Raw genomic sequence first — 24264 nt, 5'->3', positions numbered from 1 at the left:
CATGAGTATGGACGCCGTAAACACCGAAGCAACGACCACCGACGTCACCACCTCGGTCCATCAGCTGGCCGATCGCGCACGCCGCGCCTCGCGGATCCTCAAGCGCGCCAACCGCGACTGGAAAGACCGTGCCCTGACCGCCATGGCCGCGCGCATCGACGAGAACCGCTCGATGATCCTGCGCGCCAACGAGCAGGACTTGGCCTCGGGCCGCGCCAATGGCACCTCCGAAGCCCTGCTTGACCGGCTGAAGCTCGATGGCCCGCGCATCGACGGCCTGATCGCCGCGCTGCATGAGCTCGCCGGGCTGCCCGACCCGGTAGGCCGCGTGGTGCGCGGCGAAACCCTGCCCAACGGCCTGCGCATGCGCCAGGTCAACGTGCCGCTGGGCGTCATCGGCACCATCTACGAAGCCCGTCCCAACGTCACCGTGGACATTGCCGGCCTGGCGCTGAAGAGCGGCAACGCCGTGCTGCTGCGTGGCGGCTCGGCCGCGCTGAACTCCAACCAGGCGCTGGTCGCGGTGATCCGCGACGCGCTGGAGTCTGTCTCCCTGCCGCGAGACATCGTGATCTCGGTCGACGAGTTCGGCCGTGCCGGCGCCGACGCCATGATGGGCGCGCGCGGAAAGATCGACGTGCTCATCCCGCGCGGCGGCCGCGAGCTGATCCAGCGCGTGGTCACCACCGCCAAGGTCCCGGTCATCGAAACCGGCGAAGGCAATGTGCACATCTTCCTCGACGCGAGCGCCGACGAGGAAATGGCGGTGGACATCCTGCTCAACGCGAAGACTCACCGTCCCAGCGTCTGCAACACCGTGGAAACCCTACTGGTCCACAAGGACGCGGCAGCCGCCCCGGCAGTGCTGCAGGCCCTGTCCGCGGCTGGCGTGAGATTGCACACGGACGATCGTGCCGCCGCACTGGTTCCGCAGCTGCAGACCATCCCCGCGGGGGAGGAGGACTGGGGCAACGAGTACCTGGACCTGGACATCGCGGTGAAGATCGTCGACGGCATGGACCAGGCCCTGGAGCACATCCGCGCCTACTCCACCGGCCACACCGAGGCGATTGTCACCTCCTCGCTGGCCGCCTCCGAGCAGTTCGTCGCGGAGATCGACTCGGCCGCCGTGATCGTCAACGCCTCCACCCGGTTCACCGACGGCGGGCAGCTTGGCCTGGGCGCCGAAGTGGGCATCTCGACCCAGAAGATGCACGCCCGCGGCCCGATGGGCCTGGCCGAACTGACCACGACCAAGTGGATCGTCCAAGGCGACGGACATATCCGGAAATAGTTTCTGACCGCCCTTTTCGGTACGATGTAGAAGAAACGTACCGTTACTTTTCGAGCCGCTGCTCCATCCGCCCAGGCTGGTGGCACAGCGGGCTCGTGAAAACGACTGGAGAATTATCTTGAACGCGCTGATTTTGGCTTCCGAAGCCGCTTCCACCGGCATGGACCCTCACACTTTCGCTGTGATCATCGGTGGTGGCATCTTCGCAGCACTGATGATCCTGCTGTTGATCACCGTGTCCTACACCAACGTAGGCAACCGCCACGACGCCAAGCCTGAGCCAGAGGACACCCACCGCCAGTTCAAGACTCACGTACCGCATAGCCACTAGTCTTGGCGGAGCAAAAGCCTCAAGACCGCCCATTGCGCCTCGGCGTGATGGGCGGTACTTTTGACCCCATCCACAATGGCCACTTGGTCGCCGCCAGCGAGGTAGCTGCCGAATACGACCTGGATGAGGTTGTTTTCGTACCCACCGGCCAACCATGGCAGAAGGCCGATCGCCAAGTCACCAGCGCCGAGCACCGCTACCTGATGACGGTGATCGCCACCGCGTCGAACCCGCGCTTCACCGTAAGCCGCGTCGACATCGACCGCCAAGGCGCCACCTACACGCGCGACACCTTGCTCGATCTGCGTGCCCTGCGCCCGGACGCGGAGCTGTTCTTCATTACCGGTGCCGACGCGATGAGCCAGATCATGAGCTGGCGCGACATCGACCAGGTCTTCGACCTCGCCCACTTCGTTGGCGTGAGCCGTCCCGGTTACGTCATCGCTGATCTGGGCCGAGACAACGTCTCGCAATTGGAGATTCCCGCTCTGGCAATTTCCTCCACCGATTGCCGGGAACGTGTCGCCGCAGATAAGCCGGTTTGGTATCTGGTGCCGGACGGTGTGGTGCAGTACATTGCAAAATATGGGCTGTATACCGAGTCGTAACCTCACATAGGGTGGGGTAACACGGCATAATCTCTAGGTAAGGGTGACGGTATTTGTCTATGCGGTCGGGAGAAGTATCAGGATGAGCGATAACTCGCAGCCGGTTTCAAGCAGGCGAGCTCTGCGCGAAAAACGACGTGCTGAGATGGAAGCATTGCTGGCCAGCAGCAAGGCCGAACAAGAAGCCAAGGAACTCGCGTCGAAGGACAGAGCCGAGGATTCGGCGAAGCCAGCGAAAAGCGACGCGGCCCCGCAAGCCAAGCCGGCACCCGAGGCAGAGCCTGCAAAATCGGCGCCGGCCAAGGAGCAGGCACCCAAGCGTGCCGCCAAGGAGTCCGGCGGCAAGCCGGAAGCGGCCAAGCCTGCCCCGCAGGCACCTGCCGCCAACGCCGCTCAGGCCAAGCCGCAAGCGGCGAAGCCTGCTCCGGCCAAGGCCCCCAGCGCCAAGCCCGCAGCCAAGCCGGCTGGTGCACCGCAGGCCGAAGAACCTCTGGGTGAGCGCGCATCGCTGCGCCGTGCCCGAGACCGTGAGGCATTGCGCGAGCGTCGCCGTCTCGAAGAAGAAGTCGGCGCGCTGACCACCAACATTCCAACCGTTGCCCCGGCCGAGGAACCGAAGCCGCTGACCCGCCGCCAGCTGCGCCTGCAGGCGTTGGCTGATCAGGGCAAGGCCGAGCAGGAACCCGCCGACGCGAAGAAGCCTGCGCCAAAGGACGATGCCCCGGAGACTACCGTCATGAGCGTCGAGCAGGCGTTGGCCGCCCGCCGCGCCCACGCGCCCAAGGCTCCGGTTGATCCGAACCTGCTGGGGGAGGACGACTCCGAGATCGACCTCGAGGTTCTCGCCCACCAGCGTGAAATGGCAGCCCGCGCAGCCATCATTTCCCGCCGTGCCGCGGAGCGCGAACGCCTGCGCGTGCAGAACGCCAACCAGGGCAAGGACGACCAGGCTTCCGACCCGTTCACCGGCGCTATGGGCAACATCCGAGAGGTCGAGGACCGTATCGCAAAGACCGGCGTGCAGGGCCCGAAGACGCAGAGCGTGTCGCTGGACTTCACCGCAGGACCCAAGAAGGACGAAGCGGCGCCAGCAGCCAAGAAGCCGATGGCCAAGCCAGCACCCAAGCCGGCGGCGAAGACTCCAGCGAAGCCGGCTCCCAAGGCCCCGGCTAAGCCGGCTCCCAAGCCAGCGGCTAAGGCTCCGGCCAAGCCTGCGCCCAAGGCCGCAGCCAAGCCAGCGCCGGAGGCGCCGGCCAAGCCCAATCCGAAGGCCGAGCAACCAGCTGCTGACGTCGACATGCCACGCATCGACGCGGTCAACGCGCAGGGTCTGCAGCCGCTTGACGTGCAGGCCCACGGTCTTCGCCGAGCCAACAACATGCTGATCGCGATGATCGTCGCCCTCAGTGTGGGCGGTGCCGCGTTGGTCGCAGGCCTGATCATGTTGCTTGGCAACTAGTTTTCGTAGGACAATTAGGTTCTCGATCTACACCTCTATAAGGAGACACTCCACTCAATGGGAGCACACGCAGAATCAATCGCCCTCGTGAAGGTCGCCGCGCATGCGGCTTCCGAAAAGCTGGCAGAAAACATGGTCGCGCTGGATGTTGCCGACCGCCTGGGCGTCACCGACGCTTTCTTGATTGTTTCTGGTGGGTCAGAACCTCAGGTGAACGCGATCGTCGACGAAATCGTTGCCGAGGTGCTCGACAAGTACAGCATGCGCCCGATCCGCCGCGAAGGCTTCGGCCTGGGCCGCTGGGTACTACTGGACTACGGCGACGTCGTCGTCCACGTCCAGCACCAGGAAGACCGCATCTTCTACGCGCTCGAACGCCTTTGGGCCGACTGCCCAGTGATCGAGCTGCCTGCTGAAAACCCTGAAAACCAGAAGTAGCCGTCAATTTGCATCCTGATCAGGTAGTCATCTATGATGATGGAGTTGCCTGATCAGGGCAGCAATCCTTTTGGGGGTATGGCGCAGTTGGTAGCGCGTCTGCATGGCATGCAGAAGGTCAGGGGTTCGAATCCCCTTACCTCCACAAATTAAAATCCTGCGATTTGGCTCCGGCCGATCGCAGGATTTTTTCTTTTCCACAGTCAGGCCGAGCCCGCCTTTGTATGCCCTGGATTCGGCGCAAGCTGTATCCATGACCACCGAGACCGCCAAAGCACTGCAACAGCTCGCTGAAGCCTTCGAGCTCATCGGCGCAGCCACCGCTGTGCTTGGTGCGGGCAATATTCCCGCCGGTCATGCTGCCTGCTACGCCAAATTAATCGAGCGTATCGCCCAGCAAACGTCCCGGGCCCAGATTCGCGCGGCGCACGCGCTGCGCCGCACCGGGGCCCACAAGCTCGACCAGTCTTCCTTCCAGGCTATCGAAGAAGCCACTGAGCACCCGACGCTGCAGAACATCGAAGATGCAGCCGGCTGCACCATTACCGGCCGGACCCACTTCAGGAACACGCGTGGAATGATGCGCGACTGGCTGGATATCCCGCTGGGCACCGCCAGCGAACGGCTCATCCTTGCTGACTGCTTGCTTGGCGGCGTCGATGAGGCAGGACTGCCGACGCCCCCGTGGCTGCCCCAGCTTGCGACCGAGTTCGATGATCCTGCGTCAGACCCACGTCTGGTCATTGCTGCCAGCAAGAAACTGCATTCGGCACGCAAGGACCTGGGCGAGGGGGAGGCCGGTCAGGCCAAGAAGGCGCAGCTTGAACGAGATTCCTTGACATTCATGCATGCAGAGTCCAAATCGGCCCGAAAGCATATCAGCGACTTGGTGGCGCAGGTGAAGGCCGGTAAGCGTTCGATCAAGGCACTGCTGGAAAGCATCGGAATCTTCAAAAAGGGACTTCGCCATGGCCTCATCGAATATGTGGTGAAGGCGTTGCCTTCCCAAGCAGCCTATATCGAGGCGTTCTTCGCCTCGCTGGACAACCCGGCGACCGTGGCGGGCAACCGCGAGGGCTTGAAGGATGCCGAAGCGCAATTCACGGGAGAAGAAGCCCGCGATTGGGACGATAAGCAGTACATGCCCGATTGGGCTCAAGATCATGCCGAAGGCACCGATTCCGATGACGACGACGCACAAGCGGACACCGAGGCACCCGATGCCACGGACCCAGACGATGCAACAGGTGCCGAAACCGCGAATGAGCATGAAACTACGGAACACCAGCAGGAACCAGGCACCGAATCGGCCCCTTGGGAAGATCTGAAACCTGAACGCCGGAGGCTTATCGGGTTCATGGCACTGCTGATGAGCGATCGAACGGCAAGCCCGCCGGACAAGCAACCGGGACTAGCCACTCCGCAGGTGAGCATCATCCTGAATTACGAGCGGATGCTGGCACAGGCATCTGATTTCGCGGTCACTTCTTCGGGAATTCAGCTATCGCCGGGCGAAGCCAGGGCAGCGTTGTGTCATGCGGGGATCTATCCTGTGGTGTTGAACGGCAAGAGCCTGCCTCTCGACTTGGGCCGGACGCAACGGTTGTACTCCAAGGCCCAACGCCGGGCGATACGGGCAGCCTACCGCGGCTGTTCCTATCCGGGGTGCAGCATGCCTGCCGAACGGTGCGAACTCGATCATCTGGACGCCTGGGAACAGGGCGGACGCACGGATATCAAGAATGCGGCCTTGAGTTGCGTAATCCATCACACGGCCCGTCATTGCGGACTGTTCCATGCGGTGAAGATCCCGCAAAGCAGACCCATGGTGCTGCTTTCACCCGAATTGGATCCCGAGCAGAAATTGCGAATCAATACCTATTTCATGACACCGGCAGAGGCGTTGGAAGCTGAAGCGTTGGCCGATGAGACCACGGCCCAGTGGCGTGCCGGAAAGCTGGATGCAGAAATCGTCGACCCCTAGGCTTCGGCCGCCAAGAATCGGCAGTCGAAAAGCCGGAGAACTGATCAACGCCGAAATGCGTTCGCGACTTGCCATACTTGAATGAACGAAGATCATTCAGGAGCAAAATGTCACGAGTTCAACGCGGGGCAGCGAACGCCAGAGCAGCCTATGGAACCCATCAGTCATCACATGCCTCGATGGCAGTGCGTTATATTGACGACGGCACCGTGGAATCCGCACCGGAAGGCACCAGCGCAGCCGACGCGCTGGCTTTCGGCCAGTCCGGACCCCAGCGGATCGCGCTGTCGCTCTATCCCACCCCGGATGAGGCTGACATCCAAGAACTTACCGAGGCGTGGGACCTGCACCCGGTGCTCGTCGAAGACCTCGTCCACGCCCGCCAGCGGCCGAAGCTCGAACGCTACGGCGAGGTGCTCCTGCTCGTTGTGCGTTCGGCTCTGTACCTGGACGAAACCGAAGAAGTGGAGCTGTCCGAGTTCCACATCCTGGTGCGCAGAGGCGCTGTAGCTGTCCTCTGCCAGGACCGCCGATGGATCGATGGCACCGACGGCGAAGGGTTCGTCGAGTCCATCAGGAACGGGCGCCTGCGCAAGGACCAGTTGCTGCTGAAGGACCCGGAACTGCTCCGTCTGGGCGCTGAGGCAGTCCTGTACCGGATCCTGGATGAGATCGTCGATGGGTACGTCCCGGTGCTCCACGGGCTGGGCATCGACAAGGAGCAGATCGAACGCCAAGTCTTCAGCGGGGACGCTGCGGTCACCGAACGAATCTACCGATTGAGCCAAGAAGTCATCGACATGCAGCACGCGACCGCGTCGTTGCTGGAAGTGGTGCAATCGCTCGATGACGGATTCAAGAAGTACCCGGTGCCCGAAGAACTGGAAACCTACCTCCAGGATGTCACCGACCACCTCACCCGTGCCCACACCCAAGCCGTGGAATACAGGGATGCGCTCTCGCAGATCTTGAACGTGAACTCCACCCTCGTGGCACAGCGGCAGAACGAGGACATGAAGAAGATCTCGGGTTGGGCTGCCATCCTGTTCGCCCCGACGCTGATCGCAGCCATCTACGGGATGAACTTCGATAACATGCCTGAACTTCACTGGTCATTCGGCTACCCGGTGGCTGTCTGCCTCATGCTCGGCTTTGCCGCAGCCCTGTATGGTGTATTCAAATGGCGTAAATGGTTCTAGGCGGAAGGCTTCAGGCAAATCCTTGCCGGACAAAATTGACTTCAAGAAATCACTGGACGAATACCGGTCGAAAGCCGGGGAATTCCGTGTCCTGCCGGTGCCAGCAGCACAGTACCTGATGATCGACGGGGCCGGGGATCCAAACACCAGCGACGCGTACCAGCAAGCCCTGCAAACTCTGTATCCCGTCGCCTACAAGCTCAAATTCGCGAGCAAAGCTCAGGGCCGCGACTATGTCGTCCCGCCATTGGAAGGCCTCTGGTGGGCCGAGGACATGGCATTGTTCACCGAGCAGCGGGACAAATCGAAATGGAGCTGGACGATGATGCTCATGGCCCCTGCATGGCTCACTGGGGCCGACTTCGCGCAAGCCTTGGAAGCCGCACAGGAAGAGAAGCAGCTGCCATGCCCCGGACGCATCCGGATGGAGACGCTCCACGAAGGCCAATGCGTGCAGACGCTGCACGTCGGCCCCTACGATGACGAAGCCGGAATTCTGGCCACGATGCACCACGAATTCATTCCGGCGCAGGGTTTGCGCATGACGGGCAAGCACCACGAAATCTATCTCGGCGACCCGCGCAAGGTGGCACCGGAAAAGCTTCGCACCATCCTGCGCCAGCCCGTTGAACCGCTTCAGCAGAAGGAAGACTCATGGAACTGACACCGCAGAGCACCGTTGCCTACGTGCAGCAGGCCTTGGCCGAACTTGAAGACCCCAAGCACCGGGCAGTCAATGAGAAGCATGGCGACGATTTTGGCGTGAATCTGGGCAAGCTCAGGGCACTGGCAAAGGCGTTGAAAAGCAACCAGGAACTTGCCAACGAGCTCTGGGCGACGGGGGACACCGCAACCCGGCTGGTCGCGCTGCTGATCGCCAAGCCACGCAGTTTTTCACTCGACCAGCTGCAGGCCTGGAGCAAGGACGCCACCACTCCCAAGGTCCAAGCCTGGTTCCTGAGTTACATCGTCAAGAAATCCAAGCTGCTCGAAGAACTCCCCGTGCTGCTCATGGACGAGTCCGACCAGGTGCAGCAGGCTGCCGCGTGGGAATTGACCGCGCACCAGGTCGTGAAGGCCCCGGAACAGCTGGAGCTGGAGCAACTGCTGGACACCATCGAATCCGAGATGCGTACCGCACCGGACCGCTTGCAGTGGGCGATGAATACGACGCTGGCACAGATCGGCATCGAGCATGAGCGGCTGCGCCCGCGCGCGCTGGCGATTGGCGAGTCGCTGCAGGTGCTGGCGGACTATCCGACCTCTGCCGGGTGCATTTCCCCCTTCGCGCCAATTTGGATCACCGAAATGGCAAAGAGAAAAGCCTAGGCCCAGCAATTGCTGGACCTAGGCTTCACGGAGATTTTCAGGCGTCCGCCGAATCCCCGCTCTTATCGCGCAGCGCGATCTTGGAGATCACCCAGATCGCGGCGGTCAGCCCGCCGGTGAGCAGCAGCTGGGTGCGTGCGGCGGGATCGGTCATCGCAATGGCGACAATCGCTGCCAAGAGGACGATCGTCGCGATCGACAAGCCGGGGAAACCCCACAGGCGCAGCGGCAGGTGCACACCGTCGCGGTCCGCGCGACGGCGCAGGATCAGCTGCGTGACGGCAATGAACGCCCAGATGACGATGATGGTCGAACCGACCACGTTCAGCAGGATCGGCATGACCGCATCCGGCCAGATCCAGTTCAGCCCCACAGCCAGGAACGAGAACGATACCGAGCTGATGACGGACTTCGCCGGCACGCCCTTGCCGGTCACGTGGGTGACGGCGCGCGGGGCGAGCTTGCGCTGGCCCAGGGAGTACAGCATGCGCGAGGAACCATAGATGTTCGCGTTCATCGCCGAAAGCAGCGCGACCACGACCACGGCGTTCATCATGAAGCCCACGCCCGGAATGTGCATGACATCCAACGCGGCGGCAAATGGCCCTTCGGCGACGGCCGGGTCATTCCATGGCACCAGGGCGACAATCACCAGGATCGAGCCGAGGTAGAAGAACAGGATGCGAAGCATCACCGACTTGACCACGCGCTTGATGTTGCCCGCCGGGTCCTTGGACTCGGCGGCCGCGATCGAGACGACTTCTGTGCCGCCGAAGGAGAAGATGACGATCAGCACGGCCGCGGCAATGCCTGCCATGCCGCCGGGGGCGAAGCCTCCGTGGGCGGCCAGGTTGGCGAAGCCCACCGGTTCAGGGGTGGGAATCACGCCCGCCAATACCAGTGCGCCGAAGGCCAGGAAGGCGATGATCGCCGCCACCTTGATCACGGCGAACCAGTATTCGAAACGGCCGTAGTTGCGCACGCCGAGCAGATTCGCCCCGGTGAGGATCACCACGAAGCTGAGCACCCATGCCCACTGCGGGAATGCGGGCACCCACCCGGCGGTAATGGCGGCGGCTCCGGTGGCTTCGGCGGCGATCACCACGACCAGTTGGACCCAGTACAGCCAGCCCAGCGTGGAGCCGGCGCTGCGGCCCATGGCCTGGCCGGCGAAGGTCGAGAACGCACCCGAGGAGGGGTTCGCGGCAACCATTTCGGCAAGCATCGCCATGATCACGATGATCACTGTGCCGGCGATCAGGTAGGAGACCAGTACAGCCGGTCCGGCGATGGAGATCGCCTGGCCTGACCCGACGAACAGGCCAGCGCCGATCGCGCCACCCAGACCCATCATGGAGATCTGGCGCTGGGTCAGCCCCGCATGCAGCTGCTCGGGGGCTTTGACTGCGCTCACGCGGTGGCCTCCTGCACGGCTGGCAGGGCGGCGAGCACGCGGTCGACATCTTCCGCGGTGCCCGAAGAGATCCGCAAGCCGTCACCCGGGAAGGCGCGAACCACCACGCCGCCGGCTGCCAGCTTCGCTTCGAGCTCCACGGTCGACTCGCCGGCATCGACCCAGACGAAATTCGCCTGCGACTTCACTACCGGGTATCCGGCGGCGGCCAGTGCATCGTGCATCCGCTCGCGCTGGGCGACGACTTCCTCGATGCGCACTGACAGTTCGTCAATGGCGGCCAGCGAGGCCACCGCGGCACGCTGCGCCAGGTCGGTGACGCCGAACGGCACGGCAACCTTGCGCAGGTTCGCAGCGACTTCCAGCGGGCTGATTGCGTATCCCACGCGCAAGCCGGCCAGACCGTAGGCCTTGGAGAAGGTGTGCAGCACCGCCACATGCGGGTACTTGCGGAACAGCTCTATGCCGTCGGCCCGCACGTCAGAACGGTCGAAATGGACGTAGGCTTCGTCGACGACGACCAGCACATTGCGCGGCACAGCGTTGATGAAGTCATCCAGCGCCTGGGCCTGCACCACGGTCCCGGTCGGGTTGTTCGGATTGCAGATGAAGATCAGCCGGGTCTTCTCGGTGATGGAGGCCAGCATGGCTGGAAGATCGTGTCGGCATTCGGCATCCAGCGGCACCTCGACGGGAGTCGCTCCGGCGATGCGCACCAGCGAGGGGTAGGCCTCGAAGGAGCGCCAGGCATACATGACCTCATCGCCTTCGGCGGCCACTGCATGGATGATCTGGGCCGCGACCTCGACCGAGCCGGCACCCAGGGTGATGTGCTCGGCCGGGATGCCGAACTGCGCGCTGAGCGCGCCGGTCAGTTCGGGCGCCGCAATGCTCGGGTAGCGGTGGATGGTGGCCAGGCCGTCCTGGATGCTGTCCAGCACCGATGGCAACGGCGCATGCGGCGACTCGTTGGATGAAAGTTTCGAGGCTCCAGCGGCTGCGGGCTTGCCTTGCTTGTAAGCGGGCACATCCTGCAAGGAGGGGCGCTGGTGAAGGGTCATGAGGTTCCTCTCTGACTGCCAGAGCTGCACGAGGCCGGCAATCGTTCGTATGGCAAAGCCGTGGTGCGTGGTCAGCGGTGGCCCTGCTCATATCCTCGCGTGTCGCGATTCACAAGCATCGACTGTAGGTTGATTGAATCTGCCGGCGCAATCGCGACCCCTGTTCCTATGCAGGCTGCATAGCGTTCTCCGCCAAGTAACCCATTTTACTGGTCAATCTGCCCACCCTTTTCCACATCGGCCGCGCTCCTAGCGCACGCTGCGACCAGTGGCAGGGTTCTCCCCTGGAAATGCTCGTGCAGGGCGAAAGACGATGAGGTCCTTGCCACACCTGGCACCTTGTTGATCCGGTTGAAGATTTCCTGCAGGTCCTCGGGGGTCCGGGCCACCACGCGCAACTGCAAATCCGAGCTGCCGGTCACGGTGTACATGTCGACGATCTCCGGGATGGATTCCTCCAGCGCGGTCGCCACCGGGTCATGCCCATAGCGCTGGATGATCTCCACCTGGCAGAACGCGACCAGCGTGTAGCCGAACCCGGCAGGCTTGATCCGCGGGATGATGCCCTGGATGACGCCGGCCTCGTGGAGCCGGGCCAGCCGGCTGCTGATCGTGCCGCGGGCAACACCCAAGCGCCGGGCGCACTCCATCACCGGCAGCATCGGTGATTCGGTGAGCAGTTCGATCAAATCCGCGTCCAGGCGGTCAATGCGCACGGTTGTCCTTTCGACAAGTCGGTCCAATGCTCCAAGGCTAGCGGGGAATCTTGAACGCACTCGATGAAAATAGCCCAATTGTTAGCCGCGACACAGGCTAGGCTGATGCCATACGGATCCTGAAGGAGTACAGATATGGGCAAGACGCCTCTTGAATCGGTAGCCGGTTTGCATGTCCTGATCACCGGGGCGGCGCAGGGGATGGGCTTGCTCTTCGCCAAGCAGGCCTGCCGCGAAGGCGCGGCGCGCGTGGTCATCTGGGATATCGACACGGCAAGGCTCGACGCGGCCGCCGAAGAATTGCGCCGGCTCGGCGGCACTGTCGAGGCGTACGTGGTGGACCTTGCCGACCCGGCCCAGATCCACCACTACGCGGCCGAAGCGGTTGAGAGCGGGGGAATCGACGTGCTGGTCAACAACGCCGGGGTGGTAACCGGCACATCCTTCGCCAAGCACCGCACCGCGCAGATCACCGCGACCATGCAGGTCAACGCGCTAGCCCCGATGTACTTGACCCACGCCCTGCTTCCGCAGCTGGGGCGGCGCGGCAAGGGCCGGGTGCTGACCATGGCGTCGGCGGCCGCACTGGTGTCCAACCCGAACATGAGCGTCTACGCCGCTTCCAAGGCCGCAGCTCTGTCCTTCAGCGATTCGCTGCGCCTCGAGCTGGAGGACAACGACAAGATCGCCGTGAGCACGATTTGCCCGACCTATATCAGCACCGGCATGTTCGCCGGCGCCAAGTCGATGCTGCTGACCCCGATCCTCGAACCGGAAGCGGTGGTGGACCGCGCGTGGCGGGCGATGCTTGCGGGCACCCCGCTGGTGCTGATGCCGTGGACCAGCAAGCTGGGCCAGCTGCTGCGCGGCGTGCTGCCCCGAGCGGCGTGGGATTTCGTGGCGGGCAAGGTCATCGGCGTGTACCACTCGATGGACGAGTTCACCGGGAGAACACCGCGGGACGTGCAGGTGAACCGGGGCTGAAAAATCACTGTTCCACCTGTTGCCAGCGGGCTTGAAGGGGTAGCTTGGGAGCATCGCCCAGCGAGGAGGTCCGTCATGCAAAATCTCACTGTCAATCTATGGATGCAAGGCAATGGCGAGGAGGCGGGGGAGTTCTATGCCCGCTCCTTGCCGGAGGCAACTACAGAAGTTGAATCGCGCTACCCGAACGAAGGGCTGCTGGATTTCCAGCAACCTTTCGCTGGCAAGCCGCTGACCGTATCCCTGTGGGTGCGCGGAACGAAAATCACGCTGGTCAACGCCGGCGGAGAATTCGCGCCCAATCCCTCGATCTCGATCATCCTGGTCTTCAACACCGGCCAGCGCGAGTCGCTCGACGCCACCTGGTCCGCGTTGATGGAAGGCGGCACCGCGTTGATGCCGCTGGATGCCTACCCGTTCAGCACACGCTACGGCTGGGTGAACGACAAATACGGCGTTTCCTGGCAGCTGATGGAAACCAGCGAACCGGTCGAGCCCCGCGCCTCGGTCATTCCCTCGCTGATGTTCGGCGGTGCCGCGCAGAACCGTGCAGCCGAGGCCATCGAATTCTACGGGCAGGTGCTCGGCGCGAAGCTGGACAGCGCCTACCCGTACGGCCAGCCGACAGAATCCGCCACCGCCGAAGCGCTGATGCACGCCCAATTCACCTTGGGCGAGGATTGCGTGGCGGCCATGGACTCGGGTGTGCCGCAGGACTTCACCTTCACCCCCGGCGTCTCGCTGGAATGGCACTGCGACGGGCAGGCCGAAATCGACCGCGTCTGGGATGCGATGTCGGCGGTGCCCGAAGCTGAAGCTTGCGGCTGGCTCACCGACAAATTCGGGGTGAGCTGGCAGATCGTCCCGTCGAACATGGGCGAGTTGATGGAGCTGCCCGGCGCTTTCGAGAATATGCTGAAGATGAAGAAACTGGTGATCAACGACTTCTAGCGGGGAACAATGGGCGGCGCTGCACGGCGCGCGGTAGTGGCAGGAGCCAGCGGGTTCATCGGCGTGCGGCTGATAGCGCAGCTGCGCGAGGGCGGATACGAAGTGGCGGTGATCGGCCGCGGCGAGAAGTCCGATGCCCAGTGGGGCGATGGCCCGGGGCTGGAGGCACTGGTCGACGGCGCGGATCTGCTGGTGAACCTGGCCGGGAAGAATGTCGGCTGCCGCTATCACGATGCGGCCCGCAACGAGATCCTCGCTTCGCGGGTGGACACGACCCGTGCGCTGCACGAAGCGGTTAGCCGGGCCACGAATCCGCCGCAACTGTGGCTGAATGCGTCAACCGCGACCATCTACCGGCACAGCATGGATGCGCCGAACACCGAAGCCGACGGCCGGATCGGCGAAGGCTTCTCGGTGGATGTGGCGCGCAACTGGGAACGCGAGTTCTTCCGCGGCCAGCTGCCCACGCGCCGGGTGGCCCTGCGCATGGCGATAGTGCTCGGCGAGGGCCCAGCCACGCGCAAGCTGCTGGCCATTTCGCGGCTGGGGCTTGGCGGGGCGCAGCACGATGGCTGGTGGCCTGCGCACCGGCGGTACCGCGGCATCGGAGACGACCCGAGCGGATCCGAGCGCAGCGGCTGGCATCGCACGCGCGGAAACCAGCGCTTCAGCTGGATCCACGTGGATGATGCGCTCGGCGCGATCAGGCATATTATCGAGCACACCGAAATCACCGGGCCGGTCAATCTCAGCTCGCCGAACCCGGTCGCCAATCGGGAACTGATGTCCTCGCTGCGCCGCGCCACCGGCAGGAAATTCGGGTTGCCCGCGTATCGTTGGATGCTGGAACCGGCCATGTTCGTGCTGCGTGTGGAACCCGAAATGCTATTGAAATCCCGCTGGGCGCTGCCCGGGGTGCTGCAAGACACCGGGTACCATTTCCGCTGGCCGCACCTGGACGCGGCACTGGAAGACGTTGCCCATAACCTGGCTGGAAAACAACTTTAAGGACGCGTATTGGCACCGAGGATCCGCCGCTTCACCCTGCCCGAGCTGGCCCGCGGCTACCGCGGCGATCTGGGGGACGACTATGTTGAGCTGCTGCACTTCCGGGATTTCGATGAACCGCTGGCGGCCGATGGTGCGCGGCTGGAGGAATGTCGGTTCAGTTCGGTGCAGATCGAGGCATTGCACAATGCCCGGCTGATCCAGTGCGAACTGGAGCAGGCAGGGGCGCCCGCCCTGCAGGCTGCCGGGGTGTTCCTCAACGACGTGCGGGTGAACCACAGCCGCTTCGGTTCTGCGGATTTCGCCGAGGCGCAGCTTGATGGCGTGGTCTTCGAGAACTGCAAGTTCGGCTGGCTGAATTTGCGCGGAGCGACGGTGCGCGATGTGCTCTTCCGCAATTGCCAGTTTGACGAAATCGATCTGGGCGCACGGATCCAGCGCCTGGGCTTCGCCGATTCGCGGGCCGGGCAGATCAACTGCCATGGTGCGCAACTGCGCGAGGTGGATTTGCAGGGGCTGGACTTCATTGATGTGGAAGGTGTCGATGGGTTGCGCGGCGCGCAGATCAGCTCGCTGCAGCTGGGCCTGCTGGGCGAGGCGATGGCCAGCCACCTGGGGATCAAGCTAGGGAGCTGATTTGCCCGTGGCCGGCTGCCAGCTGCGCGGCCGTTTCGGACAGCAGGTGCTGCATGGCCGTCGCCGCGCGGGTCAATGAGACATCGCGCCGGTGCGCCAGTCCGATGGTCCGGGACAGCGGTTCGCGCAGGGCAATGGACCGCACCCCCGGCGCGTCCAGCGCCACCGTCGCCGGAACCACGGCAACTCCGAGCCCGCGCTGCACGAAACGCAGCACCGCGTCCATTTCCCCGCCCTCCACGACGATATTCGGCCCCAGGCCTGCCAACTTGTAGGCGGCAGCGGTGCTGGCGCGCAGATCGTAGCTGTGCGCGAAGGCCAGCTGCGGTACTGGCGCCAACGCGCGCAGGTCGAGTTCGCTGCCGGCCAGATGCGGGTGCTCCAGCGAGTCGATGACCACCAATTGTTCTTCCAGCAGCGGCAGGTTCTCCAGATGGCTGCCGTTCACCGCGTGCTCCGAGGTCACGATGAGCGCCAGATCCAGCGCGCCGCCATCGAGCTGCTCCAGCAGCTTGTGCGATCCCGCTTCGAACATCTGCAGCTGCACTCCGGGGTAGCGGGTGCGGAAGATCGACAGCGCTTCGGCCACCAGCGATACGCACAGCGACGGAGGCGCGCCCAGGCGAACCCGGCCGCGGCGCAGCCCGGCCAGATCGGCCATTTCGGTGCGGATGGATTCCTCATCGGCCAGCATCCGGCGTGCGCGGGGCAGCAAGGCCTGTCCGGCGGCGGTGAGCGTGATGTTGCCGCGGGCGCGGTGGAACAGCTCGGAGCCCAGCTCCTGCTCCAGCGTGGCGATCTGCCGGCTCAGAGAGGGCTGGGTCAGATGCAGCTGTTCGGCAGCCCGGGTGAAGTGCCCCACCTCCGCGATGGCAGTGAAGCCGCGCAATTGCTCTAGGTTCATGGTGCATAGCCTACTGCTATGGACATCATGCCAATAATTCATTGGACGTATTCTTGGCGCGGGTCGATGCTGGAAAACATGAGAAATGAACAGCAGATATCCACTTCCGTACTGGTCATCGGCACCGGCGGTTCCGGCTTGCGCGCGGCCATCGAGCTGGCCGAGGCGGGCACCGATGTGCTGGCCGTGGGCAAGCGCCCGCGCCACGATGCGCACACCGCGCTGGCCGCCGGCGGCATCAACGCGGCGCTGGGCACGATGGACGCCGAGGACAGCTGGCAGCAGCATGCGGCGGACACCATCAAGGAGAGCTACTTCCTGGCCGATCCGCGCACCGTGCAGGTCGTCGCCGAAGGCGCGGCCCGCGGCATCGAGGACCTGGAACGCTACGGCATGAACTTCGCCCGCGAAACCGACGGCCGCATCTCCCAGCGCTTCTTCGGCGCCCACACCTTCCGGCGCACCGCCTTCGCCGGGGACTACACCGGGCTGGAAATCCAGCGCACCCTCATCAAACGGGCCGCGCAGCTACAGGTCCCGATCCTCGACACCGTCTACATCACCGAACTGCTCACCGCCGAAGGCCGGATTTTCGGCGCCTACGGCTTCGACGTCAACGACGGCACCGGCTACCTCATCCACGCCGACGCGGTCATCCTGGCCGCCGGCGGGCACAACCGCATCTGGCGCCGCAGCAGCTCGCGCCGCGACGAGAACACCGGCGACTCGTTTCGCCTGGCCGTCCAGGCCGGCGCCCGACTGCGTGACCCGGAACTGGTGCAGTTCCACCCCTCGGGCATCATCGAACCGGAAAGCGACGCCGGAACCCTGGTCTCCGAGGCCGCGCGCGGCGAAGGTGGCATCCTCACCAATGCGCTGGGCGAACGCTTCATGGCCCGTTATGATGCGAAGCGCATGGAGCTGTCCACCCGCGACCGCGTCGCACTGGCCGCCTACACCGAAATCCGAGAGGGCCGCGGCACCGAGAACGGCGGAGTCTGGCTGGACGTGTCGCACCTGGACCGCGAGGTCATCATGAAACGCCTGCCGCGGGTCTACCAGACCATGATGGAACTGCAGATGCTGGACATCACCGAGCAGAAGATGGAGATCGCCCCGACCGCGCACTACTCCATGGGCGGGGTGTGGGTGGATCCGCTGACGCATGCCACCGAGGTTCCCGGGCTCTACGCCATCGGCGAGGCTTCCTCCGGGCTGCACGGGGCCAACCGGCTGGGCGGCAACTCGCTGATCGAACTGCTGGTCTTCGGGCGCATCGTGGGGCAGCACGCGGCGCAGTATTCCGCCTCGCTGGCCGCCCAGCCACGCTCGGCCCAGGCCGTCGCCGACGCCCGCGCCCGCATCGCCGGACTGCTCGGATCCCGGGGCCAGGAAAACGTGCGCAGCCTGCAGCGCGCCATTCGGGACCTGATGACTGAGCATGCCGGGGTGGTGCGTGATGAAGCGGGATTGCTGGCAGGCCTGGCGAAGCTGGAGAGAATCGAGCAGCGCATGGACAACGTGGGAATCCACCCGGACATCGCCGGCTACCAGGACCTGGCGCACGCCTTCGACCTGCAGTCCTCGGCGTTGGCCGCCCGCGCCACGCTGGAAGCGGCGCTCGAACGCCGCGAAACTCGCGGCTGCCACAACCGCAGCGACTACCCGGCCATGGACCCGGCCCTGCAGGTGAACCTGGTCTGGTCGCCGAGCACCGGGATCACCCGCGAAGCGATTCCCGAGGTCCCGGAGCAGATCGCGGAACTGATCACCGAAGTCTCCCAGGAGGGCAAGCTGGTCGAGTAACGATTTCACCCGAATTTGCCAGCCGAGCATCGGTACCTGAAACTGTCGTTAGCGGCAGGACACGGGTCCGGTTCCCGGATCCGCATCCGGGGGTGAGCCGCGCGAGTGGAGGAATTAATGGCCCACGTCGGGCTGGTCTTCGTAGGCCTGTTCTTGTTCATCAACGGGCTGGTGTCCCTGAGCCGAATTCCGGCCCGTTCGGCCGCAGTGCTCAACCTCATGGTGGGCGGCGTGCAAATCCTGCTGCCTACGCTGATCATGGTCCAGGCCGGCAGCGACACCCTGATGGTCAATGGCGCTTGGCCGAGCTACCTGTTCGGAATGACCTATCTGCTGGTGGGCCTGAATGCGCTCTGCGGCTTCGATACCGGCGCCTTCGGCTGGGTTCAGCGCCTTCGTGGCGGTGATCGCCGTGTACAAGGCGGTGATGTCCCTGAGCACGGATTCCATCTTCGCGGTGATTTGGCTGTCGTGGGCGCTGATGTGGCTGTGCCTGTTCCTGCAGCATGCGCTGGGGGTGCAACGGCTAGGTGGCATCGAGCTGCAGCGCTTCGCCGGTTGGCTGCTGGTCAGCGCCGGAATCCCGTCCAGCACGGTGCCGGCGCTGTTCGCCCAGAAAGGGATCTGGACATCCGCCCCGGCCGCCGGCCTTGCGGCGTTGGCGGCTCTGGCGGTGTCACTGGGCTTCAGCGGCTGGCAGGGGCTTCGCTTGGACAGAACGCTGGAGGCGCGCCAGAACCTCGCGGCCTAGCGTTCGCGCTGCACCCGGCCCTCGTCCCACACCGGGGTGCCTGACTCGTAGACGACCCCGTCGGAGCCGAAGACCAGGAAGCGGTCGAAACCGCGGGCGAACCAGCGGTCGTGGGTGACCGCCAGGACGGTGCCCTCGAACGCGTCGATGGCGCGTTCCAGCGCCTCGCCCGAATGCAGGTCCAGGTTGTCGGTGGGCTCATCGAGCAGCAGCAGCGTCGCTCCGGAGAGCTGCAGCAACAGGATCTGGAAGCGCGCCTGCTGCCCGCCGGAGAGGGAGTCGAACTTCTGCTCCGACTGCCCGGCCAGCCCGTAGCCATCCAGCGCGCCGGCGGCCGCCTCGCGCGGCAGGCCCGAGCGGTGCTCGTCGCCGCGGTGCAGGATTTCCAGCAGCGTGCGGCCGAACAGATCCGGGCGCGAATGGGTCTGCGCGAAGTAGCCGGGGCGGATTCGCGCCCCGAGCTTCACCGTGCCGGCGTGTTCCACCGGCTCGATGACCACGTCGGAGACCGGCAGGTGCTCGCGCTCCGGGTCGGTGCCGCCGGAGGCCAGCAGACGCAGGAAGTGCGATTTGCCCGAACCGTTGGACCCCAGGATGCCGACGCGGTCGCCGAACCAGATCTCGGTATTGAAGGGCTTCATGAGGTTGGCCAGCTCAAGCTGCTCGGCAACGATCGCGCGCTTGGCGGTGCGACCGCCCTTCAGCCGCATCTGCACGTTCTGCTCCAGCGGGATGGCCTGCGGCGGGCCGGCTTCCAGGAACTTCTCCAGCCGGGTGGTGGCCGCCTGGTAGCGGTTTGCCATGTCGGAGCGGAACGCGGCCTTGGTCTTGTACATGTTCACCAGCTCCTTGAGCTTGGCGTGCTCCTCGTCCCAGCGCTTGCGCAGCTCCTCGAAGCGCTCGTTGCGCTCCTTGCGCGCCTCCACATAGGAACCGAACGCCCCGCCGTGCACCCAGGCGGTGGCCCCGCCATGGCCCGGTTCTAGGGTGACGATGCGGGTGGCGGCGTTGTTCAGCAGCTCGCGATCGTGACTGATGAACAGCACGGTCTTATTGGAGCGGGACATCGTCTCCTCCAGCCAGCGCTTGCCCGGCACGTCCAGGTAGTTGTCCGGCTCGTCCAGCAGCAGCAGCTCGTCGTTGCCCTCGAACAGCGCTTCGAGCACCAGGCGCTTTTGCTCGCCGCCGGACAGGGTGCGCGCCAGCCGGTCGGCGGCCTTGTCGAAGCCGACACCCAAGGCGGCCATGCAGACCTTGTCCCAGGTGGTTTCCAGCTCGTAGCCGCCGGCGTCGCCCCATTCGATGATCGCCTCGGCGTAGCGCATGTGGACTTTCTCGTCCTCGCTGGTGAGCATCTTCGCCTCGTACTCGGCGACCTTGGCGGCGGCCTGGGCCAGCGCCGGGGCGGCGGTGGACAGCAGCAGGTCCTTCACCGTCGACTCGTCGCGCACCTGCCCGACGAACTGGCGCATGATGCCCAGGGTGCCGGTGCGGTTAATGGAGCCTTCGTCGGCCTTCAGATCTCCTGCGATGATCTTGAACAGGGTGGTCTTGCCGGTGCCGTTGGGTCCGATCAGCGCGGTCTTGGAACCGGCGGTGACTTTGAACACCACCCCGCCCAGCAACTGGGTGCCGTCGGAAAGGAAATACTGGATGTCTGTTACGTCGATATGGGCCACCTGGCAATCCTATCGGGCTTTGGCCGGTTCGTTCCCGCCGCGGCAACCCGCGCTGGGCTAGCGTAGTGCCATGCAGATCGAATTGGACATCTCCGGCGCGCTTCATGCCTGCTGCCATCCGGGCTTCGCAGTGGGCGAGGAGGTCCGCTGGGAGTTCGCTCGGCTGCGCTACCCGGATGGCACCGTGGTCTACGAGCTGAATGACCACGACACGTTCAGCGAATCCGGGGTGCCGGTGAGTCCGGTGCACGGCATAGTGGCGGACATCCACTACATCGACCACCACTACGAGCCAGCCATCGGCGATCCCGGAGTGCTGCTGCCCTCCGGGGAGCCGGCCAGGATCACCCCGACCACCAGCGTCCCTGCGGGCACGGACTTCAATCACGATCTCATCCACGTCACCCTGGAACTTCTCGACCCAAACCAGCTGCCCCAGATCTGCGACTGGGATCCGCAATTGGGCTGCCCGTCGGATCCCTCAGCGCGCGAAGACGCGGCTCGCGCGCAGTTCGAGCTCAGCAGCGCAAGCGTCCACTTGCGTGAACTCGCTGAGGAACTGGCGAAGCGCTACGGCTACTTGGCCCAGGTGCGCTCCGATGGCCTAGGCCAGATCTCGATGCTGCCGCGGGCCGCCGGCGCCGCCGAAGTGCACTGGCGGCTGGATTTCAGCGATGTCCCCACGCAGCTGGTGCTCACCGTGGCCGGCGCGGAGTGGACCTGGCCAGCTGATGCGGCATCGATCGGGCGGCTGGCGCAGATCGTGGAAGCGGTCACCGCCGGGCGTCTTGAAGAACAGCGGCACGCAACCGGCGCCAGCATGGTCCTTGCGATGAGCATCGAGCTGGCCGATGGCACCACACTGATCCAGCGCGACACGGTCCACGGATTCGGTGGGCAGGATGCTTTTGCGGTTATCGGTCCCTTGGGCGACCGGTTGGCCCGAACTGGCGAGTTCACGCCCTGGGCCTAGCGGCCGCCTGCCTGCTGGATCAGTTGCGTCGAAAGCGACGTCCAGCGGACACCCGGGCGTCACCTGGTGTTCGCCTGCCGGCCTCAAAGGCTTGCGAATCTTGGGAGGTCATCTCAAGCAAACGCCAAGCAATTTTCGGGGGACTACCGACGTGAATCGAACCGCACAGAGGTCAGCGGGCATCCTTGCCGCGCTGGCATTGGGGGCCGGGGGCCTCGCACCGCTGGCACTGGCCGCAGGGGCCAACGCGGAGAGCGGAAGCTATTTCGAGCGCACCGCCACCTACCCGGTGCACCAGAACCATCCCGAGGGCGCCGTGGCGCAGACCGCCGCGGAAATCTCCACCGTCTCGGCCGATGGGCAGACGCTGATCTACACCGATGCGCTCTCGCGCCAGATCGGCTTCGTCGACATTTCCGACGCCGCGAAGCCGGTGGGCCTGGGCACCCTGCCGCTGCACCAGCTGGGCAGCGCCCAGGACGAGCCGACCAGTGTCGCCGCATTCGGCGAGTACGTGCTGGTGGTGGTCAACACCTCCACCAGCTACAGCGAGCCCTCGGGCCGCGTGGATGTGGTGCGCATCGCCGACCGCACGCTGGTGCACAGTATCGCGCTGCCGGGCCAGCCCGATTCCATTGCGTTGTCCGCCGACGGCGCGTACGCGGCGATCGCCATCGAGAACGAACGCGATGAGGATGCCGGGGACGGCGGGCTGCCGCAGGCTCCGGCCGGTTCCGTGGCGATCCTCGACACGGTGGGCGAGTCCCCGGCGGACTGGTCGCTGCGCGAGGTGCCGCTGGCCGGCGGAACGCGCGAGAACCCCGAAGCGCTGGATGAGCTGGCGCAGGCAGGGCTGGACACCCCGCAGGATCCTGAACCCGAATACGTGAGCATCAACTCGCGCAACCAGGCGGCGGTCTCCCTCCAGGAAAACAACGGCATCGTGCTGATCGACCTGCCGAGCGGCACCATCACCAAGGCCTTCAGCGCCGGTACCGTGGACCTGGACGGAATCGATACCGACGAGGACGGAAAACTAGATCCCACAAGCTCGCTGCAGGGGGTGCCACGCGAGCCGGACGCCATCGGCTGGATCCAGGACCGCTACCTGGCCACCGCGAACGAGGGCGACTGGAAGGGTGGCAGCCGCGGCTTCACCGTCTTCGATACGGGCACCGGCGAACCGGTGTGGGATGCGGGAAACAGCTTCGAGAATCTCGCGCTGTCCCAGGGGTTGTTCCCCGAAGGCCGGGCAGGGAAGAAGGGCACCGAGCCGGAGGGCCTGGCCATCGGCGAATACCAGGGCACCGACTACGCCTTCGTCGCCTCCGAACGCGGGAACTTCGTCGCGGTCTACGACATGAGCGATCCGCGCGCGCCGAAGTACGTGCAGACACTGCCCACCACCAACGGGCCGGAAGGCATCCTGCCGATCCCGGGCCGCGAGCTGCTCGCCGTCTCCTCGGAAACCGACGAGGCCGAGAACGGGGTGCGTTCGGCGCTGAACCTGTTCAGCTTCGGTGCCGCCGCGCCGCAATTCCCGCAGCTGTCCTCCGATCCGCACGATCCGGTGCCGTTCGGCGCACTCAGCGGGCTGTCGGCCAACCCGGCCGATGCCTCGCAGCTCTTCGCGGTCAGCGACAACGCGTACCAGCCGCGCATCTACACCTTGGAAGCCGGCACCCCGGCCACCGTCGAATCCTCGATGGCGGTCACCGGCGCCAGCGTCGAACTGGACCTGGAAGGCCTTGCCGACCGCCCCGACGGCGGATTCTGGGCAGCCCATGAAGGGGAAACCGGGGCGCAGAACCTGCTGGTGCGCATCGACGCGGAAGGCAGAGTGCAGGAGGAAATCGCGCTGCCTGGATTGGAGGAGCTGGGCAAGCACGGGCTGGAAGGCATCGCCGCCACCGGTTCAGGCGAAAAGGAAGAAGTGGTGTTCGCGGTGCAGCGCGAGCTGCCCGGAGAGGATTACGTCCGCATGGGCAAGTACCTGCCGGCCACCGGCGAGTTCAGCTGGTACGGCTACCAGCTGGAAGCGGCCTCAGACGGCGCCTGGAACGGCTTGTCGGAAATCACCGCCCTGCCCGATGGCTCCTACGCGGTGATCGAGCGCGATAACCTGGCGGGGCCTGACGCCGCGCACAAGAAGATCTACCAGGTGCGGCTTCCGGACGCTGCGGCCGGGGAGGTGCCGCTGGCGGAGAAGACGCTGGCGGCCGATGTGCTGCCGGCGCTGCAAGAAACCAGCGGATGGACCCAGGAGAAGCTCGAGGGCCTGGCCGTTGCCGATGGCGAGGTCTACGTGGTGACCGACAACGATGCGGTGGACGACGCCACCGGCGAGACCGTGTTCGCGCACCTGGGTGCGGCCGATGAGGTGTTCGACCTGGCCGGCCCGGCACCGAGCGACGAGCCGAGCGAAGTTCCAAGCGGCGAACCGAGCCAGCAGCCAAGCGAGGAACAGAGCGAAGCTCCGGTTGCGGAACCAACGGCGAGCCCTTCGCAATCCCCGCAGCAGGATTCCAACCAGCCCCCGGTGCCCGAGGAGGAGCCGCAGCAATCGCGGCCAACCGAGCCTGAGGCCGGCGCGGACCTCGCCGACACCGGTGCCAACAGCTTCTGGCTGATCCCGGTGGGCGCGGTGATCGCGCTGCTCGGCGCGGCGGCGGCGATCAAGAGCTCACGGGCCCGAGCCAAGTAGCCGGAGGGTCCCCGGGCACAGCGAAGGCGTGGCAC

General features: G+C 64.9%; 22 protein-coding genes, 1 tRNA gene and 1 pseudogene. 19 read left to right on the top strand and 5 right to left on the bottom strand.

What is annotated here, in order from left to right:
• Window positions 1-7 precede the first annotated feature (7 nt).
• The 10 genes from ACLQ8T_RS09235 (at window position 8) to ACLQ8T_RS09190 (ending at window position 8642) form a co-directional block, all read left to right on the top strand.
• On the top strand, window positions 8-1294 hold the full coding sequence (locus ACLQ8T_RS09235; protein WP_413454484.1) for a glutamate-5-semialdehyde dehydrogenase: 1287 nt from the start codon (window positions 8-10) through the stop codon (window positions 1292-1294).
• Window positions 1295-1412: 118 nt separating this feature from the next.
• Complete coding sequence (locus ACLQ8T_RS09230) at window positions 1413-1625, top strand: hypothetical protein (RefSeq protein WP_038990848.1); 213 nt, start codon at window positions 1413-1415, stop codon at window positions 1623-1625.
• Window positions 1626-1672: 47 nt separating this feature from the next.
• Entirely contained in the window at window positions 1673-2233 is a 561-nt protein-coding gene (nadD, locus tag ACLQ8T_RS09225) for a nicotinate-nucleotide adenylyltransferase (RefSeq protein WP_239543748.1), read from the top strand.
• Between the two features lie 82 nt (window positions 2234-2315).
• Window positions 2316-3692, top strand: coding sequence for a hypothetical protein (locus ACLQ8T_RS09220; RefSeq protein WP_413454483.1), 1377 nt, complete (start codon window positions 2316-2318; stop codon window positions 3690-3692).
• 57 nt (window positions 3693-3749) lie between these two features.
• Window positions 3750-4130 carry a ribosome silencing factor gene (rsfS, locus tag ACLQ8T_RS09215; protein WP_121866901.1) on the top strand — a complete coding sequence of 127 codons (381 nt, stop codon included), beginning with the start codon at window positions 3750-3752 and terminating at the stop codon, window positions 4128-4130.
• Window positions 4131-4202: 72 nt separating this feature from the next.
• Window positions 4203-4275 (top strand) — tRNA-Ala (locus tag ACLQ8T_RS09210).
• Window positions 4276-4383: 108 nt separating this feature from the next.
• Window positions 4384-6114 carry an HNH endonuclease gene (locus ACLQ8T_RS09205; protein WP_413454482.1) on the top strand — a complete coding sequence of 577 codons (1731 nt, stop codon included), beginning with the start codon at window positions 4384-4386 and terminating at the stop codon, window positions 6112-6114.
• A 107-nt stretch (window positions 6115-6221) separates the two neighbouring features.
• Window positions 6222-7313: a magnesium and cobalt transport protein CorA gene (locus ACLQ8T_RS09200; protein WP_413454481.1), complete on the top strand. Its 1092-nt coding sequence runs from the start codon at window positions 6222-6224 to the stop codon at window positions 7311-7313.
• A 22-nt stretch (window positions 7314-7335) separates the two neighbouring features.
• Window positions 7336-7977 carry a GyrI-like domain-containing protein gene (locus tag ACLQ8T_RS09195; protein ID WP_413454480.1) on the top strand — a complete coding sequence of 214 codons (642 nt, stop codon included), beginning with the start codon at window positions 7336-7338 and terminating at the stop codon, window positions 7975-7977.
• On the top strand, window positions 7968-8642 hold the full coding sequence (locus ACLQ8T_RS09190) for a DNA alkylation repair protein (RefSeq protein ID WP_413454479.1): 675 nt from the start codon (window positions 7968-7970) through the stop codon (window positions 8640-8642). The genes ACLQ8T_RS09195 and ACLQ8T_RS09190 overlap by 10 nt, the downstream gene beginning before the upstream one ends.
• Before the next feature lie 37 nt (window positions 8643-8679).
• Here the strand turns inward: ACLQ8T_RS09190 and ACLQ8T_RS09185 are convergent, their stop codons facing one another.
• From ACLQ8T_RS09185 to ACLQ8T_RS09175, 3 genes are all read right to left on the bottom strand, one after another.
• Window positions 8680-10056 (bottom strand): amino acid permease, encoded by a 1377-nt coding sequence (locus ACLQ8T_RS09185; RefSeq protein WP_204722271.1) that lies wholly within the window; start codon window positions 10054-10056, stop codon window positions 8680-8682.
• The gene (gene hisC / locus ACLQ8T_RS09180) at window positions 10053-11117 is read right to left on the bottom strand and encodes a histidinol-phosphate transaminase (RefSeq protein WP_413454478.1); all 1065 of its coding nucleotides are present in this window, start codon (window positions 11115-11117) and stop codon (window positions 10053-10055) included. The genes ACLQ8T_RS09185 and hisC overlap by 4 nt, the downstream gene beginning before the upstream one ends.
• 206 nt (window positions 11118-11323) lie before the next feature.
• Window positions 11324-11833 (bottom strand): Lrp/AsnC family transcriptional regulator, encoded by a 510-nt coding sequence (locus tag ACLQ8T_RS09175; RefSeq protein WP_413454477.1) that lies wholly within the window; start codon window positions 11831-11833, stop codon window positions 11324-11326.
• Between the two features lie 135 nt (window positions 11834-11968).
• Here ACLQ8T_RS09175 and ACLQ8T_RS09170 point away from each other — a divergent pair, with 135 nt between their 5' ends.
• The 4 genes from ACLQ8T_RS09170 to ACLQ8T_RS09155 all read left to right on the top strand — a co-directional run bounded on the left by ACLQ8T_RS09170 (window position 11969) and on the right by ACLQ8T_RS09155 (window position 15412).
• The gene (locus ACLQ8T_RS09170; protein WP_413454476.1) at window positions 11969-12817 is read left to right on the top strand and encodes an SDR family NAD(P)-dependent oxidoreductase; all 849 of its coding nucleotides are present in this window, start codon (window positions 11969-11971) and stop codon (window positions 12815-12817) included.
• Between the two features lie 75 nt (window positions 12818-12892).
• Window positions 12893-13768, top strand: coding sequence for a VOC family protein (locus ACLQ8T_RS09165; RefSeq protein WP_413454475.1), 876 nt, complete (start codon window positions 12893-12895; stop codon window positions 13766-13768).
• A gap of 9 nt (window positions 13769-13777) precedes the next feature.
• Complete coding sequence (locus tag ACLQ8T_RS09160; protein ID WP_413454474.1) at window positions 13778-14776, top strand: epimerase; 999 nt, start codon at window positions 13778-13780, stop codon at window positions 14774-14776.
• A gap of 9 nt (window positions 14777-14785) precedes the next feature.
• Window positions 14786-15412 carry a pentapeptide repeat-containing protein gene (locus ACLQ8T_RS09155; protein ID WP_413454473.1) on the top strand — a complete coding sequence of 209 codons (627 nt, stop codon included), beginning with the start codon at window positions 14786-14788 and terminating at the stop codon, window positions 15410-15412.
• On the opposite strand, the gene ACLQ8T_RS09150 is transcribed toward ACLQ8T_RS09155, so the two are convergent.
• Window positions 15396-16316 (bottom strand): LysR family transcriptional regulator, encoded by a 921-nt coding sequence (locus tag ACLQ8T_RS09150; RefSeq protein WP_413454472.1) that lies wholly within the window; start codon window positions 16314-16316, stop codon window positions 15396-15398. The genes ACLQ8T_RS09155 and ACLQ8T_RS09150 overlap by 17 nt on opposite strands.
• A gap of 78 nt (window positions 16317-16394) precedes the next feature.
• On the opposite strand from ACLQ8T_RS09150, the gene ACLQ8T_RS09145 reads away from it, so the two are divergent.
• The 3 genes and pseudogenes from ACLQ8T_RS09145 to ACLQ8T_RS09135 all read left to right on the top strand — a co-directional run bounded on the left by ACLQ8T_RS09145 (window position 16395) and on the right by ACLQ8T_RS09135 (window position 18873).
• Complete coding sequence (locus ACLQ8T_RS09145) at window positions 16395-18122, top strand: L-aspartate oxidase (RefSeq protein ID WP_413454471.1); 1728 nt, start codon at window positions 16395-16397, stop codon at window positions 18120-18122.
• Between the two features lie 117 nt (window positions 18123-18239).
• Window positions 18240-18446: pseudogene (locus ACLQ8T_RS09140) on the top strand (AmiS/UreI family transporter); the annotation flags it as partial.
• 103 nt (window positions 18447-18549) lie between these two features.
• On the top strand, window positions 18550-18873 hold the full coding sequence (locus ACLQ8T_RS09135) for an AmiS/UreI family transporter (RefSeq protein ID WP_413454470.1): 324 nt from the start codon (window positions 18550-18552) through the stop codon (window positions 18871-18873).
• Here ACLQ8T_RS09135 and ACLQ8T_RS09130 read toward each other — a convergent pair.
• On the bottom strand, window positions 18870-20552 hold the full coding sequence (locus ACLQ8T_RS09130; RefSeq protein WP_413454469.1) for an ABC-F family ATP-binding cassette domain-containing protein: 1683 nt from the start codon (window positions 20550-20552) through the stop codon (window positions 18870-18872). The two genes, ACLQ8T_RS09135 and ACLQ8T_RS09130, sit on opposite strands and share 4 nt — an antisense overlap.
• Window positions 20553-20622: 70 nt before the next feature.
• Between ACLQ8T_RS09130 and ACLQ8T_RS09125 the strand changes: the two genes are divergently transcribed.
• Both ACLQ8T_RS09125 and ACLQ8T_RS09120 read left to right on the top strand, forming a co-directional pair.
• Window positions 20623-21525, top strand: a complete 903-nt coding sequence (locus tag ACLQ8T_RS09125) for a hypothetical protein (protein ID WP_413454468.1) — start codon at window positions 20623-20625, stop codon at window positions 21523-21525.
• Between the two features lie 151 nt (window positions 21526-21676).
• Complete coding sequence (locus ACLQ8T_RS09120; RefSeq protein WP_413454467.1) at window positions 21677-24229, top strand: esterase-like activity of phytase family protein; 2553 nt, start codon at window positions 21677-21679, stop codon at window positions 24227-24229.
• Window positions 24230-24264 lie beyond the last annotated feature (35 nt).

This window comes from Glutamicibacter sp. FR1, from assembly GCF_047300825.1.
In the GTDB taxonomy this organism is placed as follows: domain Bacteria; phylum Actinomycetota; class Actinomycetes; order Actinomycetales; family Micrococcaceae; genus Glutamicibacter; species Glutamicibacter nicotianae.
This window is presented reverse-complemented; position numbering and strand designations above follow the sequence as displayed.

What these genes read in the sequence shown, in the direction of transcription:
- ACLQ8T_RS09145 (WP_413454471.1), top strand. Translation starts at nt 16,395, where the DNA reads ATGAGAAATGAACAGCAGATATCCACTTCCGTACTGGTCATCGGCACC.
- nadD (WP_239543748.1), top strand. Translation starts at nt 1,673, where the DNA reads ATGGGCGGTACTTTTGACCCCATCCACAATGGCCACTTGGTCGCCGCC.
- ACLQ8T_RS09160 (WP_413454474.1), top strand. Translation starts at nt 13,778, where the DNA reads ATGGGCGGCGCTGCACGGCGCGCGGTAGTGGCAGGAGCCAGCGGGTTC.
- ACLQ8T_RS09200 (WP_413454481.1), top strand. Translation starts at nt 6,222, where the DNA reads ATGTCACGAGTTCAACGCGGGGCAGCGAACGCCAGAGCAGCCTATGGA.
- ACLQ8T_RS09220 (WP_413454483.1), top strand. Translation starts at nt 2,316, where the DNA reads ATGAGCGATAACTCGCAGCCGGTTTCAAGCAGGCGAGCTCTGCGCGAA.
- ACLQ8T_RS09125 (WP_413454468.1), top strand. Translation starts at nt 20,623, where the DNA reads ATGCAGATCGAATTGGACATCTCCGGCGCGCTTCATGCCTGCTGCCAT.
- ACLQ8T_RS09165 (WP_413454475.1), top strand. Translation starts at nt 12,893, where the DNA reads ATGCAAAATCTCACTGTCAATCTATGGATGCAAGGCAATGGCGAGGAG.
- rsfS (WP_121866901.1), top strand. Translation starts at nt 3,750, where the DNA reads ATGGGAGCACACGCAGAATCAATCGCCCTCGTGAAGGTCGCCGCGCAT.
- hisC (WP_413454478.1), bottom strand. Translation starts at nt 11,117, where the DNA reads ATGACCCTTCACCAGCGCCCCTCCTTGCAGGATGTGCCCGCTTACAAG.
- ACLQ8T_RS09235 (WP_413454484.1), top strand. Translation starts at nt 8, where the DNA reads ATGGACGCCGTAAACACCGAAGCAACGACCACCGACGTCACCACCTCG.
- ACLQ8T_RS09205 (WP_413454482.1), top strand. Translation starts at nt 4,384, where the DNA reads ATGACCACCGAGACCGCCAAAGCACTGCAACAGCTCGCTGAAGCCTTC.
- ACLQ8T_RS09190 (WP_413454479.1), top strand. Translation starts at nt 7,968, where the DNA reads ATGGAACTGACACCGCAGAGCACCGTTGCCTACGTGCAGCAGGCCTTG.
- ACLQ8T_RS09150 (WP_413454472.1), bottom strand. Translation starts at nt 16,316, where the DNA reads ATGAACCTAGAGCAATTGCGCGGCTTCACTGCCATCGCGGAGGTGGGG.
- ACLQ8T_RS09170 (WP_413454476.1), top strand. Translation starts at nt 11,969, where the DNA reads ATGGGCAAGACGCCTCTTGAATCGGTAGCCGGTTTGCATGTCCTGATC.
- ACLQ8T_RS09135 (WP_413454470.1), top strand. Translation starts at nt 18,550, where the DNA reads ATGTCCCTGAGCACGGATTCCATCTTCGCGGTGATTTGGCTGTCGTGG.